This window comes from Pseudarthrobacter sp. MDT1-56 (assembly GCF_059383555.1).
The window spans coordinates 14,702-31,311 of record NZ_JBWZCK010000004.1; the positions used below are offsets into that span (position 1 = coordinate 14,702).

Below are 16,610 nucleotides of genomic sequence, written 5' to 3' on the forward strand. Positions count from 1 at the left end.
CCTCCCGGTTCCGGGCGTGGTCGGGAGCGCGCTTCCCGGAAGCACCGGCTCAAACCAAATCACTGTGAGGGGTCATCGCTGGAGTCCGCCGAAACCGCCGCCGCGATGACGCCTGCGGTCGCAGCGAACACTCCGCCGATCAGCCGGGTACGGCCAGCGATCCGGTCAGCGTTTTTATGTCACGATCATCAGGATTACCCCCGGTGCGTGGCGGAGCAGCATTCCGAGCGGATGGAGCACTCGACCTGGTGGGCTGCCTGATGATACGGCGCAATTCCTAGCCCGGGAGCAGCAGGCGGAGGCCGCAAGGATACTCCAGTACCCGATTTCCGAGGTAGACGCCCATGGCCTTTCCGGGCTCGTCGTTACCGGCGGCAGGGCTTTCAAACCATATTTGACCTGAACCTGTTGTTGCATCGACTGCCCATAATGGATGGGCGGTTTCTTGGGTGTCGACGCAACAGATGCGTGTTTTCGGGTCGTTTTCCCGGTGCTTTGAGTCCATCGCAAGGCGGCCGAACTCAGCAGTGGGTTCTATGTAGCAGTTGCGGTCGTGTTCCCCAGTTTGTGAATGTGTCAGCTCAGACGCGGAGCGCAGCCCAGTGGCGGCTGTTCAGGTCGGATGCAGCATGGATTTCACAACCGGATTTTTTGAACCGTACTGACCGGTCTGTCTGGTTTGCATGTAGTGTCTGCTGGTGATGGAACACTCTCAAAGCTCATTAGCTGACCCAATTGGCACCCCTGCCCCTTCACGTCCATCCCGCGTTGGCGCGCGGGAGCGCATATTGGCTGCCTCCTACGAGTTATTCGCACAGCGTGGCATCCGCGATGTCGGCATAGCTGAGCTGATTTCGCGCGCCGGGGTTGCCAAGGCCACGTTCTACGGACACTTCACGTCCAAGGATGAGTTGGTTCTGGCTTTCCTGGAACGCTGCCATCAGGACCTTACTGTTGAGCAGATCATCGCTGATTGCAGGAAAAGATCCGCCGACCCAACAGCCCAGTTGCTGGCGATTTTCGATGTTCTGGACGGGTGGTTTCGCCGGGATGACTTCCAGGCCTGCGCCTTCGTGAGCACCATGCTGGAAATGGGCCCCAAACATCCCTTGGGAGAGGCATCCGTCAGCTATCTGGCCCGAGTAAGGGCCTTCATGCGAACTCTCGCCGAGGAGGCGGGTCTCGACCAGCCGGACGTTTTTGCGCGGTCCTGCCACATCCTGACGAAGGGCTCCATTATCTCAGCGGTCGAAGGAGACAGAGAGGCAGCCGTCTGGGCCAAGCGGATGGCCGTTTCCCTCATCTCCAGCCACGGGGGCGTCGCCGCTCAGGCCGGTAGCGGGCCGGCGACGGCCCGCACCCGAATCCAACGCGCCTGATACACGCTCGTCCGGCGCCCGCGCCGGAAGTAGCTGATTCGCCTCACCTCTGTTTCTCCGCCGGACGATGATCCGCAGTTCCGCTTGGCGTCCTTATCCAGGGCGCCGAGTTTTGAATCCGCTGTAGCCCGACGGCGGACCACCGCATCTTGTTGAGAAGAGCCCTCATGGCCTATGCAGAGTTCGACCAGTTCCTTCAGGAAGCCACTTATCGTGAACAGGAGTCAGACTCGACTCTTGACGGGGACTCCTTGTTTGGCCTCTACACCAGCTGGTGCAGCGTGTCCCACAACTCCCCTCGGACGGAGCACACCTTCTGGGCCGCGATGAGGCAACGCGTCGGTCCCGGACAGTGCCTGCGCATGAAGGGACCGGCGGCTGCAGACTACATCCTGACCAGCTACCGGGCCGTGGTGTGAACCCCGCCATGACCACAGCGTCAAGCAGTTACCTACCCCGGAACGCGCATCAGCCACGGGGAAATCGCCCCTGGTGCCCAGTGTGTGACACCGACCTGCACCTCGAGGTTGATTCACCGACCGTTCGGGGTGGGCAGGCAGGCACTCTCGCGGTGGCCGTCCTCTGTTCCAAATGCGGCAGATCCCGGGTGCTGGACACCACAGCAGAGCATCTGGCCGCCCTGTCCGCGCAGCCAACCCGTGGTTCTCGGTTCCCAGACCTGAAGGCACGATGACCCGTTTAGCTGACCAGAATGTTCCAGCTCCGACCGACCAGGCCCGGGACTTTCTTGCCGGTCTGCTGCTGCTCACGGCACAGGGCGATCATCAGGCATTCAGTGAGTTCTACCTCCGCACATCCCGACAGGTCACGGGATTGGTCCAGCGCGTCATCATTGACCGGGAGCTCAGCGAGGAAGTGGTCCAGGAAATATACATCGTCGTCTGGCAGGACGCAGCAAAATACCGGCCGGACACTGGCACTCCTATGGCCTGGCTGATGACCATCGCGCACCGACGGGCAGTCGACAAAGTCCGGGCAAACCAAAGTAGCCGCAACCGTGACCATCGATGGGCAGCGAACGCGCCGAACGCCTACGACGGCGTCCTCGATGCCGTGGCAGACAAGATGGACGCCCGGATCCTCATCGCCTCGTTGGCATGCCTGTCGGCTCTGCAGCGCGAATCCATTGTCCTTGCCTATTTCGGTTCGTTGACCTACCGGGAGATCTCGGTAAAGCTCTGCGTACCGCTGCCCACGGTCAAATCCAGAATCAGGGATGGCCTCCAAAGGCTCAGGACCCAACTCAAAGCTGTATAGCCAAGCGCCACCTGGAACGGCTAAGCCCCTGGATAATCTGGCCCGCCAGCAGCGCCCTGACGAACGATATCTTTAGTCCGTAGCAGTCCGTGCCCTGATGGCGCAGCGCATGCGGTGTGCCCTGCCGTCCCCGCGACGCCAGCCGGCTCCACCCTACGGCCAAACTGGGCCGTCCGTATCCGACGCCGGGGAGCGCGCAGCGTCGAGTTCTCCGGTAATCGGCCCGTCCATACCCAGCCACCACTCGGCTGTAAGAGAATGCGTCGAACGAGTTCGTGCTGTTCCTCGACGTCGACGTCGAAATCCGGCGGGTCAGGGCTGGAGGATGTTGTGGTGTGCGGTACCGCCCTTGGAACAAGCCGATCAGCATCGCCCCGGATGGTGCCCCGGGAACTAAAGCTGGTCGTATTGGCTGGTGCGGCCAGGGACGAAGCCAAGGATGCCGGCAGGGAGGGCCTGTGCCGACGGCGAGTGTTGCTATCTCTCAACGAGCCACTGCGTCCTTCCGTTTTCTGCAGCCTGGGCACGAGGGCCGGCAGCTTGCGCCTGTCGTTCGGATCCGGCCCGGTAGCGGATGGCACTGACTGCGACACACCTCACCAAATACCGTTTCCGTCGCCGCGGCTGCCGCGCCCGGACATGTCAATGGTCCGCCCCACACGGCAGGGCGGACCATCGGAGTCATGTTGTACGCACCCATTGCACGCATCGGCACGGACACCTGTGCTGGATCAGGGCCCGCGGGGTGTGCTAGTGGCGTTCGAGGACTCCGCAGACTGCCGGGTCGGTGGCCTCTGCCGGGAGGTCCGGGTTCAGCTCGCTGGCGCCTTCCGGGTTGCTGAAGTTGTACGTGCCGTTTTCGTCGTAGTCCAATCCGTGAATGACTAGAACGCCCTCACCGTCACGGATGGCCTCGGCGATCTGTTTGGCGGTGCCCGTACCGCCGGTTCCTGGGTAACCCGTGCCTGCCACATCGGTGAACGCGATGTTATTGCGGCTGTAGTTGTAGCGGCCGTCCTTCGAGACCGGGAAACGCGTGACGTCAAGGAAGCTCGCTGGCGTGGTGTCGCCGCTCGTGTTCAGGGACACGACGACCGGCCCGTAAGCGGGTACGCCCTCGACGGTGTTCAGGCGCCCGTCGTTGTTGGTATCCAGTTCGAGCGTGGGGCACTCGTTCAGAGCCTGCTCGCCGTAGTGGATGTGCTGGGCGTGGGGGGCATCAGGTGTCAGGCCCTTGGCGTGCACCTCAATGTGCTTGATCGTTTCACCGCGAACGACGGCGGTAGCCGTGCCTGAGGCTCCGGAGCCATTGAGCTGTTTCAGCTTGGCGGTCAGGGTGACGGTTTTCTCTTCTGATTTGGAATTATGGGCCTGGGCGGGCACCACTGTCAGGGTGGTAGCAGCGATTAAAGCAACGGCTGAGGCCCCAAGGGCCACTACAGATGTTCGATTCACAATGCACTCCTCGATCAGGCCAGTGAGGAAATCCCGCTGGTCTATTGTGATTCGGAACACATGGTGCTTCGGATTGGCGTGAGCAATAAAGCGACTCAACCGATCAGGGACACGGAACCGGCCGTCTTCACGGCATGGAGCATGAGGTCGACCACGATGAGCTAAGTGATCGCGTCCGCAGGGGTAAAGCCTCGAGACGAGGGTGAGGCGCCCTTTGTGGTCGCCTCACCCTGATTTGCTGGAGTGATGTCTCACTGGATCGCTGGGCTTCTACTTTTGGAGGAAGCTCAGGAGTGCCTGGTTGAATTCATCGGGGTGGCTGACGTTGCAGCCGTGCGGTGCGCCGAGGATAACGTGCAGGTAGCTGCCGGGCAGGGCTGCGTGGGTCCGGGCACCGGATCCTTCGTAGGGCACGGTGCCGTCGCCGTCGCCGTGCAGGATCAGGGCCGGGACGGTGATATTGGGCAGGTCGTCGCGGAAGTCGGTTGTGCCGAAAGCCTCCATACAGGCCAGCGCCGCCTTCTTGTCAGCCTGCTTGCAGAGCCGGAGGGCTTCCTGACGCTGCTGCTCGGTGACTTTAAGCTCCCCGTTGACGGAGAAGAATTGCCGGGTGAAATCGTCGTAGAAGGAGTCTTCGTCTTTCGTCAAGCCAGCGGTCATCTCGGCTGCTGCGTCCTCGGTGAGAGGCCCATCCGGGTTGTCCTGGCCCCGCATCATGTACGGGGGGACGGCCGCGGCGAAAACGACGCTGCGCACCCGGTCGGTACCGTACTTGGTGAAGTACCGGGCCACTTCACCGCCGCCCATGGAAAATCCGACGAGGGTCGTGTCGGTGAGCTCGAGTGCCTCGAGGAGGGCGTGCAGGTCTGCGGTGAGGGTGTCGTAGGTGCAGCCGGTATTGGGTTTGTCGCTACGTCCGAAGCCCCGCCGGTCATAGGTGATGACCCTGTAGCCGGCAGTCTGCAGGACAGGCACCTGGGCTGCGAAGGATTCCCCCGACAGGGGCCACCCATGAATGAGAACGACCGGCCGGCCCGGGCCCCCCGTGTCGTCGACGTGCAGGTTCGTATCCTTGAACAGGCCGTGATGGGCAGTAACTTCAGTCATGAAAAGCCTCCAACTGTGAGATGGGATCGGCGTACAACGCCGACTCTAGCTACTTCGTCAGCAGGCTGTCTTTTGGATGGGTCCTCCCTCGCTACGATGACCAAATTGGTCAGCGTCGGCGCAGGGGTGTCCTGCACCAAGTTGACATACGCAACAACATCTCACGCCGAACCGCAGAGAGAGCGCTTGCTGAGCTCCTGAACACCCGCATCCAACCGCCCTGGAGCTGCGCCAATTGTCAAAATCCACCCATCCCAGTGGTCCTGAGTCGGGCTTTAGTCAGCCGCCTTCTGCATCAGCACTGAACTATCGGCCGGGTCCATTCCTGCCCCTCTCATAGCCCGCTGCTGACCCGGTGCGGGTCTTCCTGGCTTTGGCGGCCTTGCCAGCGGTTACTGCTGCGCTGGGATGTGTGCCGTCGCTGGATGCTGCGGCGACGCGTCCACGTACCTGGTTTTCGTTCGGGCCGGTGTTTGCCAGGGTCTCGGCGAACTTCTCATGGTGTTCGGCTGAGCCGTAGTCAGCGGCCGACGTACTTTCGGTTTTCAGGCGCTGGCGTTTGAGCCGGCTGCTGTCGTCCCTGGTGACGCGGTTCTCGATTTCGCGACCGAGGCCTTCCATGCGGGCGAAGAGTTCCTCTTCGGCGCCTTCGTACGGCTGTTCCAGAAACATCCATTGGGCGCCTGTGAAGCCGCCCTCGGCCCGAAGTTTGGCTTCGCGCATCTTCTTGGCGGCTTTGACGAACGCGGGGTCCTCGACGTGCGGGTCGTCGGCGCCGTTGACGTTCGCGGTGGTCTCTTTGCGCAGCTGGCAAGGTCGGGACCGTTGACTCCGTCCTCGCCGATGAGGAACATGCGTTGCTGCACGGTGGCGTCCGCTGCTTCCAGAGCACTGGGGGTCTTCGCGCTGTGTGCGGTCTGCAATGCCTGTGCCAGCTCGGGGTTGGTCAGGTAGTCCGCGGGCACCTGGTGATGTTCCAGTTCCGGGGCCAGTGTCGCGGCCTGGGCGCGGAGTTCTTCGGCGCGGGCCGCTGCGAGCAGCTGCATGACGGGCATCTGAAGGACGCCGGACCGCAGGTACTGGCCGCCGCACGCGCGTTCGCGGCCGCAGGCTGATTGGTGGCTTCAGGTGCGAGAAAGCATCACTGCTCGTGTTGCCGCCGGATAAACCCGGACATGCCGGGAACGGTGAACGCGACTTTGCCGTATTCCGGTGAGTAGATGAGTCCCTTGCTGATGAGCTGCGCCCGGGTCGGTCCAAGGCTCGTGAGCTTGACGCCAAGCCGCTCGGCAACTTGGCTTGTACTCGAACCCTCATCGCCGTCCTGGGCCATGGACCGCAGGTAGCTCTTTTCCTTCTTAGTTGCCCGGCCCCATCGAGACGGAAAAAATCCCGCGTCGAGTTGGCCCCGGCCGGCAACTATGGCGAGGTCTGCGTCGGCATCGGTGAACGGCGTCTCAGGAGCTGCATCCCAGATGGCCTTGCCGAATTCCTGGATGAAGTAGGGGTATCTTCCGGAGGCCTCAACGACCCTGGCTAGGGCAGTAGGTTCGAAGGCGGCCCCCATCTCCTGGGCCGGCCTCGCAAAAGCATATTCGGCCGCAGGCTGATCCAGGGGCCCGACCATTCTGTAGTCAAATAGTCTTTCAGCGTAAGTCCGGGCTTCGCTGAGGGTCGTTGGAAGGTTCGGTAGCCCGGCCCCGATGATGTAGAAGGGCCATCCCCGCTGTCCGGCCATGTGCTGGACTGAGATCAGTGCCGTGAGAAGGGCAGGATCCAGGTCCTGCATCTCATCAATGAAAATGCCGAAGGCGCTCCTGTCCTCTTTCAAAGAGCTGCAGATGTCATCGACCAACTCTTCGAGGTCTATGTCAATTTGGCCCGAGTCTGCACGTCCGGTCTTGAATCCCACGCCCGCCCTCACGCCTGTCAGCCCTAGAGAGAGATTGAACGACTGTATGGTGCCCATGGCCTGCTTGAACCGCTCCTTGGGCCGGGAGCCACCGTATCTGCGGGCGGCGGTGGTCAGTTCCCTCGCCAGCTTCTCCCGAACTTCGGTGAAACCCTGAGCCTCCGGCTTGCCTTCGATCCAGATGGTAAACCAGCCCTGGTTATCCGCGCGGGCCCGCAAGTAGTTCAGCAGTACGGTTTTACCAACCCCCCGCAGCCCGGAGAGCACCATCCCACGGTTCGGCAACCCTCTTTTGGTTCGGGCGACCAAGAGGTCAAACGCGTCGATCTCGGCCTGGCGGCCCCCCATAACTTTGGGAGGAAGGCCCGAACCAGGGTTGTAGGGGTTGAGTTCCAGATGCATATACAAAATTATAAGGCACTATGTGAAAAAGGCTATAACCGCCTATAGCTTCGTACTTCTTGGGCTGCGACAGATACTGGACGACAGCACCGGCCAGGGTCACAGCCTCGGGAACCAGCCTTGGCCAACATCTCGTGGTCGTGCGTCGTATGTTGAGCGAGGGGTTGATCGGGATCCGAGTGTGGAAGGAGCCTGCGGAGGACCGGTTAATTCCTACCACCCGGAGGTTCTGCCAGGACGGGTGTAGCGGGCCGCTATGACTACTTAAAACCACGCTCGGAGGAGATGCAGAAATTTCATGACCACTTCAACAAGTGAAGGCCGAGCCGGGAAATTGCGGGCGCGTACGGCACACCATGAGCAGTGGAAGACGTGATGGCGGACGAGGTGATTCTGGTGACCGGGGCTACGGGCAACATCGGCCATATCGTGGTCGAACAGCTGCTGGCCGCCGGGCGGAGAGTCCGCGCGGCCGGGCGCACCACCGAGTCGGTGAAGCTGATGTTCGGTGACCGGGTGGAGGCCGTCGGCCTTGAATTCACCAACGAGTCGACCTGGCCGGCCGCTTTTGACGGGGTTCAGCGGATGTTTCTTCTGCGCCCGCCGCATCTGGGCAAGCCGAAGAAACAAATCATTCCCGCCCTCGAGTACGCGCGAGCCCACGGCGTCGGGCAGATGGTGTTCCTTTCTCTTCAGGGTGCGGAGAAGAACAAGGTTGTTCCGCATGCCGCCATCGAGTCGTGGCTGCGCGGTGCCGGTGTCGACTGGACGTTCGTGCGGGCCTCGTTCTTTTATCAAAACCTCTCCACTACGCACTTGACCGATATCCGGGACCGCGATGAGATCCTGGTCCCGGCCGGCGGCGGTGCAACCGCGTTCGTCGATGGCGAGGATGTCGGTGCCGTCGCCGCGGCCGCTCTGCTCAACCCCGCCGCACACCGCAACACCGCCTGGACAGTGACGGGGCAGGAAGCGCTGACCTACGAACAGATCGCCCGAATCCTGACCGCAGAGCTCGGACGGCCCATACGCTACGCCCGTCCCGGGATCGTCCGGTACCTCCGGCACGCGCGCCGGACCCTTCGAATGCCCTGGGGCATGGTCATTGTCACCGCGGCGATCTACACAACGGCCCGGCTCGGACTGGCGGGCGGCCTGTCCAACACCGTGCAACAGGTTCTTGGCCGGGACCCGATCAGCTTCCCCGACTTCGCCCACCGGGAACGCGACATTTGGAAGCCCACCTCAACCCGCAAGGAGACACCATGAGGATGGCACTGCTCGGAGCTACCGGCCGCACCGGGGCCCTTTGTTGCCACCGAAGCGGCGCGGACTGACCAGGAAACTGGCGCCGGTCATGCACCGGCACGCCATCCTGTCCGCTGAAACCTGCGGCCCAGGCACCCGGATCCCGGATTCGGATCCACGCTCACCGTCACGGCCGAGCAGCCTTCCGCCGGACCGTCAGGTCGAAAGGAGGAAGGCCGTCACCCGCATATGTGGGCGCAACGGCCTTCCCCTGTTCTCATTCGCCGCCGGCCGCAGCCGACGGACTTCCCTGCACTTCATTGCCGAAGCCGGCAGAGACTGGCGATTTCCCCCAAAAACAAAAAATCGGCTTGTTGCGGCCTTGGGCGAGTCTAAGCGTCGGAACATTTGTATATCAAGACTCTTGAGAAAACTGCTCCAATCCTCCGGTTCTGGCAAGTGACCTGCCGGTGGCTGACGGGCGGCCAGCAGAGGTGCCTCGCGGGATCCAAGAAAACTCCCCGTTCCTTCCCGCGGTTACGGTGTCGGCACCCAGATTCGGGTCAGGGCGCCAGATCCAAACCGTCCAGCCGGGGCCAGAGATACCTGACACCCAGGCCCAGGCCACAACCGGGTGCCGTATGGGGGTGGCCCAGTGCCGCCGACCTCGGAGGCTGACACCACGCGTGCTTCCCGGCTTAAGGCCCCATCGCCAGAGGCTGCGCGGTGTCAGGCAGGTACACGCTTACTTGCGGACCCGACGGGCGCGAGATCAAGTGGACGGACTTTTCCCGCTCCTTCGTCCGGGCTGATGGCCCCGGGCGATCTGACGGGGCACGGCGCGATCGGGGCAGCCGCTGCCGTTCCCGCCGCCGTTCCTCCATAGGATGAGGGCATGGCGGCTGAACGCCGTAGCCGCAAGGTGGGGTGCCGCATATGGCAGAGCCCCGGCGGCGGTGAACGAACGGAACGGTGGCGATGGCTGATCTGGGAAAAGGGCAGGAGGACACCGCGCCCGGCCTGGGCGTGTATCTGCTCGAAGATCACGAGCTTGTCCGGCGGGGGCTGCGCAGGCTCCTGGAATCCAGCGGTTTCACTATCGTGGGGAGGCAGGGTCCGCCCGCGAGGCCGCCCGGCGGATCCCGGCCCTGCGCCCGGATCTGGTGATCCTTGACGATGACCTTCCTGATGGGTCCGGCACCGATGTCTGCCGGGACCTGGCGGCGGCAGACTCCTCAATCCGGTGCCTGGTGCTGACCGCGGAAGCCACCGAGGGTGTGTTGATTGACGCGATCCTGGCCGGGGCGTGGGGGTGCTTGTCAAAACAGGACGGCAACAGCGAACAGCTGAGGCTGATCCGCCGGGCACTGGCGGGGCACACCGCTTTCAGCCGACGGTTCCAGGAGGCCGTGCTTACCCCGTTCCCCGGCCACAGCCAAGGTCAGCCGGGTGGGAAACTCCTGTTTTTGTCGAGGCAGGAACGCAGGGTCGTCATCGGTCTGGGGAAGGGTATGACGAACCGCCAGATCGGCCAGGAAATGTCCCTGTCGGAAAAAACCGTAAAGAACATAGTCTCGTCCGCGCTGATGAAGCTTGGCCTGACGCGTCGGACAGAAGCCGCAGTGCTCATCACCACGGTGTTGAGTCAATCGGAAGACCCCGCATACGGCGGCTACCGGTTCAGTGTCTTCCCGGACGCGGCCGCGGAGGTCACGGCAGCACTTCTGGACTGCATTCGCGAGGACGGTAGCGTGCCGCCCGGGGAGCGGACGGGGGTTGCCGGCAGGCTCACCGCAGCCCTTGCCGCGGCCCGGACCGAGCTGACGCCAAGACCCGATTCTGACGTGAAGGAGAACCTTCACCTGACCCCGGAGGAGCCCTTGCCGGAGAGCCTGGAGCCGGTCCCGGACCGGGAACTGCAGGCGCTCGACAGCCAGAACCCGCGCCCGTTTGACCACGCGATCGTGGCCGAGGGCGAACCGAACCGGAAAACAGAGTTCGGCCGCTACGAACTGAACGAGGAATTCGAGAACCGGGACAAACGCCAAAAATTTGGTTGCCTCGGATCAGACGGCGGCTGAGCTCCCGGGAACGAAATCCCCCGTCAAGCCGGGCACAGCGCCGGCCGTGAACCCCCATCAGGCCCGCTTTGATCCGCCGCTCCTTGGCGTCCTGGTGCGCTTCGGTCTTTTGGCCCTGTGGTCAGGGCGGAATGATTAGACCCAGCTAAGGGCCAACAGGCGGCAGAATGCCGCCCCAGGGGTCTTCCGATGAGGTGCCGAAAGCATGCACATGAGAGAGTCCTCAAAAGTTGTCCCCGTCCGGGGCCGGTCCAAGGTCCCGGTGCGCGTGTTCCTTGTCGAAGGTCGGGACTTCGTCAGACAGGGCTTAAGAGGATTGCTCGACACGCAGGGCCTTGAAGTGGTCGGTGAATGCGCGAGTGCGCGCGATGCCAGCCATCAGATTCTGGAGGCGGGATCAAACGTCGCGGTGCTGAACGTGCTCCTCCCCGACGGCACCGGCATCGAAGTATGCCGGGACGCGCGCTCGGCTGCTCCGTCACTCCAGTGCCTGATACCGACCAGCTACGCCGATGAGGAGGCTCTTCGGGGCATCGTGCTGGCCGGAGCGGCCGGCTACGTGCTGAGGGAACTTCCCAACCCGCACTTGGAGGAAGCAATTCGCCGCGCCGCCGCCGGCGAGTCACTTATGAGCGAGGACGTGCTCGGCAGTGCCAGAGCGGAGCTGATCAAAGCGTCCGTCGATCCGAGGTTTGATGTACCAACCGACGCGGAGGAGGACGTGCTGTCATTGATCGCCCAGGGACAGACCAACCGCCAAATCAGCGAAGCTCTTGCTCTGGCCGCGACCACGGTGCGTGAGCACGTCTCAGCATTGCTGGCCAAGCTGGGACTCGGCGGCAACACCGGGCCACGGACAACAACCTGACCCGCATCCCCGCCCAGCAGCAGACCGATTGCGAACCATGGATGCGATGGCTGGTCGTGTCTTGTCGGCCCAGCGTTAACGGGCGCGGACTGCCATCTGGAACTCAAGAAAGCACCTGACGGCTGGTTCCGCGACGCCCGGACGCAAAGTACCTAAGCTCGACAGTATGGAAGAGTTCTTCATCCGACGTGGCGGCGGGCCAACCAATCTTGGCAACCCCAACTGTGGTCTCTCGAACCTCAGACAACAGATGAGCGACCCCCGATATTGGGGCGCTGGAGGAGACCCGTGGTGAACAAGCAAACGATTGGGGACGTCTTTGTCGTACCCGCGGGGGACGACCGGGCCGGGGTCGGGCAGGTGGTTGCGACCTAAGGCAAAGACGCGTACTTCTTCGCGATCTTCGACCTTGTGCTGCCTCTGGACGAGGCGGCCGGGCGAGCCGGTGAGGGTCTCTCGGCGCCGGTGCTGTTTCTCGCCCTCTCGATGGACGCCAAGCTTCACGCTGGCCACTGGACTGTGGTGGCTCAAGCGCCCGTCAATCCAGCGATCCCGTTGCCGGCTTACAAGGAGGCTGTGGGCTCGGCGACGCACGTCGAGGTTGTCGACTTCTCGGGAGCGCGCAGGCGGCCCGCGACTTCGTTGGAGGCCGCGTCATTGCCGAATCGAAAGGTCGTTGCGCAAGTGCGGCTCGAACGGGCGTTGCGGGCCACGCTCGGCCTGGAACCGTGGCTAGAACCGTTCGATGAGCTCAAGGTCGAGAACGTCGTGCCGAGAGCTTCTGTATTCGGAAGAGCCGGCTCAGCCTTGACAATTCAGGAACGGGGAAGACCGCCTAGGCGTCCGCCTCGAGTCAGACCAGCGCTGTTACCGCCTCGACCGTTGGGCTATTGGGCCGTCGCCGACGTCCTTCGTTTGGCCCCTAGACGGACCACCTCATGAACACCCAGAAGGCGGCCATGCCAAGGAAGCCGTAGAAGCTAAAGAGCAGTCCGAATATTGCCCAGAGGCTAGTGCCTAGATCGCTCGTTCGCGTTCTGAGGGCTGTCCCTTCTGTCCTGGCAGGTAGATCTGCCTGAGCGGCATAGACCCACGACGACAAGGCGTAAATAGCCGCGCAACCCAACAAGGAGATAACGAAAACCCGCCGGATGTTCGACTTACGGAAGACAAGGTAGACGATGAGCATGACGCCGACCATCCAGAGCCCTAATGACCAATAGGACCATAATCTCTCAACCATCGAAGCCATATCTGTTCGCCAGTCTCCCCGGCAACCCTACCGGGCTACTGCTTAGCGAGCCGGGCCGCTCTTCGTCCGTTCCGCACCCACTGCTGCCCCGCTGCGGGTCTTCTTGGCCTTGGCTGCGCCCTTGCCCATGGTGACGGCAGCGCTGGGGTGTGCGCCCTCGCTGCGCTCCGCAGCGGCGCGTCCCCGGATTTGGGTTTCGTTCGCTCCGGTTGTTGCCAGGGATGCGGCGAAAGCTTCCTGGCGTTCCGCTGAACCGTAGTCAGCGGCAGACGTGCTTTCCGTTTTGAGGCCCCGGTCTTTGAGCCGGCTGCTGTCGTTGCCGGTGACGCGGTTTTCGATCTCGCTGCCGACGCTTTCCATGCGGGCGAATAGTTCCTTTTCGGCGCGTGCGTACCGCTGTTCCACGGGTGTCCTTTCGGACCCTGTGAAGCCTCCCTCCGCCAGGAGTTTGGCCTCGTGCATGTCCTTGGCTGCTTGGACGAAGGCGGGATCCTTGAAGTGTGAGTCTCCGGCGCCGCTAATGTTCGCGGTGGTTTCCTTGCGCAGCTGGTCGATGTCGGGACCGTTGATGCCGTCCTTGCCGATGAGGAACAGGCGCTCCTGCACGGTGGCGTCCGCGGCCGCCACTGCTGAGGGCGTCTTCGCAGTGTGAGCGGTCTGCAATGCCTGGGCCAGTTCCGGGTTGGCCAGGTATTCCGCGGGCACCTGGTGGCGTTCCATTTCCGGGGCAAGCGTCACGGCCTGGGCGCGGAGTTCTTCGGCACGGGCAGCAGCGAGCAGGCCCATGGCCTTCTCATGTTCGGCGTCCGCCGTGCGAGTTTCTTCCTGGCTGCGGTCCAGTGCGTCCTGCCGTGCCTTGTCCGTGGCGGCCTGCTGGATATCTGACTCCAGGTATCCAGCATCCTTGCCGGTATCGCGGGTGTCGATGCCGTAGCGGGTGAGGACTTCCTGACGGATCTTTTCCGAGGCCGCCAGGGCGGTCGGGTCGTGGTCTTTCCAGCCTTCAGCGACGGCATGTGCCGTGGCAATGTCCTGGGGCTGGGCCTTGTCCCACCACTGGTCCCTATTGACCGGTGCCAGCGCCGCGTGCGCCGCACTGCGATCTGCCGTGAGGCGGGCCTGGGCTTCGTGCGCTGCCTTGGCGTCCTGGTGTTCCTGCTGCCGTTGTGATTCCTGCCGGCGACGGGCCAGCGTCTAGGCAATGCGTGAGGCGATCATGAGGGACTGCCGCATTCCGCCGTCCAGAACTTCGTCCATTCCGTCTGATTCACTCATCGTGCTCCCCTTGCAGTTGGGTGGTGGTCTTTATCGGTCAAGCACCGGGCCGGAATCCCTGCCCGTGTGCTGGTGGGATTTGGCTGGCTTTGGTGTGCTCGGTACCGCTGACCCTGGACGGATGGGCGCCATGCCGCGGAGTCCAAGTTCTACGGCGTTCTGGGCCGCTGCCTGTTCGGGTGCACCGACGGTGACCGGGCGGGGCATGGTCGCCGCGAATGGTTTCAGCTGCTCTGTGACGACAGCCCGGAGCCGCTGCGCTTCACGGGTTCGTCCGGACTGTTGGTGCAGTTCGTGGATGGCGAAGGCAGTGTTCACCAGTTGCAGCATGAGCGCCGATTGTGCGGCCGTCTTGTTCTTGCTGGACGCGGCCATGAACAACATGGCAGTGCCGGCAATCGACGGCCGAGAGACGGGCTTACCGTGCTGCCCTGGTGCCCGGAGTTGGGCGGTGCGGGACAGGGGCTGGCGGATCCCCTTCCTGGTCGGTGCCGTTATGGGCCTCTACGCGTTGATCATGCGCTCCAAACTGCACGAGACCGAGGCCTTCGAAGGCGAAACGGCCGCCGAGAAGCGCGCCCCGATCTGGCCGCAGATCGTGCAGTACCGCAAGCAGGCCTTCCAGGTCATCGGGCTGACGGTGGGACTCACGGTGATCTACTACATCTGGGGTGTGGTGGCCCCGAGCTACGCCGCCACCACGTTGAAAATCGATCGCGGGGAAACCCTCTGGGCCAGCGTTGTGGCCAACATCGTGTTCATCGCCACCCTGCCGTTCTAGGGCAAGCTGTCCGACAGGATCGGCCGCAAAAGGTACTCTGGGCCGGTGCGGCCGGAGCCGCCGTCATGCACTTCCCGATGACCTGGCTGCTGAAGGATTCGGCCTGGCAGCTGGCCGTGGCCATGTCCGTCATGCTGATCTTCATTGCCGCCAGCGCCGCGATCGTTCCGGCCGTCTACGCGGAGCTGTTCCCCACCAGCATCCGGACCATCGGCGTCGGCGTCCCGTACTCCATCTGCGTGGCCGTGTTCGGCGGGACCGCCCCGTACCTGCAGACCTGGCTCGGCACCATCGGCCTGGCCAACGTGTTCAACGTCTACGCCGTGGTGCTGCTGCTGGTCAGCGTGTTGTTCGTCTTCACCATCCCGGAAACCAAGGGCAAGGACCTGACCCACTAGGCAAGTCGAAAGAACGCGCCAGAAAGGGTCGTTTAGCCCTCCACGGAGTGCCCCCTATTGTCAAAGGCAGGGGGCACTTCATGGGTTGACGTTGAAATACCCTGCGCAGCCTTCAGCGGGTGTCCGGTGTTTCGCCGTTTCCCACGGCCTCGATCCAGTCGATCGCCTCGTCCGAGAAATAGAAGCCTGACGGCCCGTTTTCACCCACCCACCAGGCGCCGGACGCGACCGAACCGCCGGCGTCCTCGATCTCACCAAGTACCTCGGCCGGTACAACGTCGCCGTTGTTTTCAATCAGCCATTCCCGCGTCGAGGGCTTCAGCCTCGGCCACCATTGCTCAATACTCATGGCCGCAGTCTGTCACGGCTTGGACTTCAGCATCGCCAGCAGGATTGCCGGATCCGCACGGTAGAACGCCGATGCTTCCGCCACCCAGTCCGTTCGAGGACGTCATCTCGCCGCTCCCAGCGGTTAGGTGGAGCGCCCGTCGAGAGTGTCCTGGATGCGGCGCGCCACCTCAGCGGTGGGTGTGGAGCGGGGGAAAACGGCCACAACGAGGTCATCCCCGGCGGGGGCGGCGGACGGGTCACCCGGGGACAGGACGCCGAAAATGCGGCGTACTGTCCGCAATTCGTCTTCCAAGTTCTTCAGGGAACCGCGAGGGGAATCCAGCATCATTTCGCGCAACACATAGTTATGCGTGGACGTGACCGCCGCAGCGAACCGGATCGCATCCAGTGCCGCAAGTCCCGGGAGTGCCTGCCGGAGGTAGTCCGAGAAAAGGCGCTCGTAGCGCGAAACCATGATCGTTTCCCGGTCCCGGAGCGCGGGCACCCCCTGCACCACGTGATAGCGTTTTTGCGCTATTTCCCGGCGTTCAGAGAACTTCCCAAAGACGAGTGCCGCGGCCTGGCACACGGCTTCCCACGGATCGGGATGACGCGCGGCCAGATAGCTGCCCAGCTCATCGAGCAAGGCTTCGTGGTCTGCAAAGATCACGTCTTCCTTGGCGCGGAACTGGCGGAAGAAGGTGCTCCGGGAGATCCCGGCCGCCAGGGCAATATCGTCCACGCTGGTCGGGTCGTAGCCGTTGTCGATAAACAGATCCAGGGCGGCCTCGGCCACCTCGGAACGGAAATTAGCCACTGATGCCATCCCGGTACAGTAACAGCG

General features: G+C 63.0%; 15 protein-coding genes and 1 pseudogene. 8 read left to right on the forward strand and 8 right to left on the reverse strand.

The genetic code is table 11. From position 1 onward, the window contains the following. Positions 1-788 precede the first annotated feature (788 nt). The 3 genes from AC50YC_RS06725 to AC50YC_RS06735 all read left to right on the forward strand — a co-directional run bounded on the left by AC50YC_RS06725 (position 789) and on the right by AC50YC_RS06735 (position 2,657). Complete coding sequence (locus AC50YC_RS06725; RefSeq protein ID WP_494952788.1) at positions 789-1,379, forward strand: TetR/AcrR family transcriptional regulator; 591 nt, start codon at positions 789-791, stop codon at positions 1,377-1,379. 167 nt (positions 1,380-1,546) lie between these two features. Beyond that, on the forward strand, positions 1,547-1,798 hold the full coding sequence (locus AC50YC_RS06730) for a hypothetical protein (protein ID WP_494952789.1): 252 nt from the start codon (positions 1,547-1,549) through the stop codon (positions 1,796-1,798). A gap of 271 nt (positions 1,799-2,069) precedes the next feature. After that, a complete protein-coding gene (locus AC50YC_RS06735) occupies positions 2,070-2,657 on the forward strand; it encodes a sigma-70 family RNA polymerase sigma factor (RefSeq protein WP_494952790.1) in 588 nt (195 codons plus the stop codon). Between the two features lie 750 nt (positions 2,658-3,407). Here the strand turns inward: AC50YC_RS06735 and AC50YC_RS06740 are convergent. The 3 genes from AC50YC_RS06740 to AC50YC_RS06750 all read right to left on the reverse strand — a co-directional run bounded on the left by AC50YC_RS06740 (position 3,408) and on the right by AC50YC_RS06750 (position 5,942). Further along, positions 3,408-4,040, reverse strand: coding sequence for a hypothetical protein (locus AC50YC_RS06740; protein ID WP_494952791.1), 633 nt, complete (start codon positions 4,038-4,040; stop codon positions 3,408-3,410). Between the two features lie 342 nt (positions 4,041-4,382). Next, positions 4,383-5,219: an alpha/beta fold hydrolase gene (locus tag AC50YC_RS06745; RefSeq protein WP_494952792.1), complete on the reverse strand. Its 837-nt coding sequence runs from the start codon at positions 5,217-5,219 to the stop codon at positions 4,383-4,385. Between the two features lie 306 nt (positions 5,220-5,525). Beyond that, positions 5,526-5,942, reverse strand: a complete 417-nt coding sequence (locus AC50YC_RS06750; RefSeq protein ID WP_494952793.1) for a hypothetical protein — start codon at positions 5,940-5,942, stop codon at positions 5,526-5,528. A gap of 245 nt (positions 5,943-6,187) precedes the next feature. Between AC50YC_RS06750 and AC50YC_RS06755 the strand changes: the two genes are divergently transcribed. Then, entirely contained in the window at positions 6,188-6,334 is a 147-nt protein-coding gene (locus tag AC50YC_RS06755; protein ID WP_494952794.1) for a hypothetical protein, read from the forward strand. A gap of 26 nt (positions 6,335-6,360) precedes the next feature. Here the strand turns inward: AC50YC_RS06755 and AC50YC_RS06760 are convergent, their stop codons facing one another. Continuing rightward, positions 6,361-7,533, reverse strand: coding sequence for an ATP-binding protein (locus tag AC50YC_RS06760; protein ID WP_494952795.1), 1,173 nt, complete (start codon positions 7,531-7,533; stop codon positions 6,361-6,363). Positions 7,534-7,896: 363 nt separating this feature from the next. Here AC50YC_RS06760 and AC50YC_RS06765 point away from each other — a divergent pair, with 363 nt between their 5' ends. The 3 genes from AC50YC_RS06765 to AC50YC_RS06775 all read left to right on the forward strand — a co-directional run bounded on the left by AC50YC_RS06765 (position 7,897) and on the right by AC50YC_RS06775 (position 11,730). After that, positions 7,897-8,802 (forward strand): NmrA family NAD(P)-binding protein, encoded by a 906-nt coding sequence (locus AC50YC_RS06765; RefSeq protein WP_494952796.1) that lies wholly within the window; start codon positions 7,897-7,899, stop codon positions 8,800-8,802. Between the two features lie 1,142 nt (positions 8,803-9,944). Next, positions 9,945-10,862 carry a response regulator transcription factor gene (locus AC50YC_RS06770; RefSeq protein WP_494952797.1) on the forward strand — a complete coding sequence of 306 codons (918 nt, stop codon included), beginning with the start codon at positions 9,945-9,947 and terminating at the stop codon, positions 10,860-10,862. 268 nt (positions 10,863-11,130) lie between these two features. Next, a complete protein-coding gene (locus AC50YC_RS06775; RefSeq protein WP_494952798.1) occupies positions 11,131-11,730 on the forward strand; it encodes a response regulator transcription factor in 600 nt (199 codons plus the stop codon). A gap of 1,294 nt (positions 11,731-13,024) precedes the next feature. Here the strand turns inward: AC50YC_RS06775 and AC50YC_RS06780 are convergent. Further along, complete coding sequence (locus tag AC50YC_RS06780) at positions 13,025-13,768, reverse strand: hypothetical protein (protein WP_494952799.1); 744 nt, start codon at positions 13,766-13,768, stop codon at positions 13,025-13,027. A gap of 519 nt (positions 13,769-14,287) precedes the next feature. Beyond that, positions 14,288-14,632 carry a hypothetical protein gene (locus tag AC50YC_RS06785; RefSeq protein WP_494952800.1) on the reverse strand — a complete coding sequence of 115 codons (345 nt, stop codon included), beginning with the start codon at positions 14,630-14,632 and terminating at the stop codon, positions 14,288-14,290. 88 nt (positions 14,633-14,720) lie between these two features. On the opposite strand from AC50YC_RS06785, the pseudogene AC50YC_RS06790 reads away from it, so the two are divergent. Continuing rightward, positions 14,721-15,436, forward strand: a pseudogene (locus tag AC50YC_RS06790) (MFS transporter); the annotation flags it as partial. Between the two features lie 112 nt (positions 15,437-15,548). Here the strand turns inward: AC50YC_RS06790 and AC50YC_RS06795 are convergent. After that, on the reverse strand, positions 15,549-15,785 hold the full coding sequence (locus AC50YC_RS06795; RefSeq protein WP_494952801.1) for a hypothetical protein: 237 nt from the start codon (positions 15,783-15,785) through the stop codon (positions 15,549-15,551). Between the two features lie 123 nt (positions 15,786-15,908). Next, complete coding sequence (locus tag AC50YC_RS06800; protein ID WP_494952802.1) at positions 15,909-16,592, reverse strand: TetR/AcrR family transcriptional regulator; 684 nt, start codon at positions 16,590-16,592, stop codon at positions 15,909-15,911. Positions 16,593-16,610 lie beyond the last annotated feature (18 nt).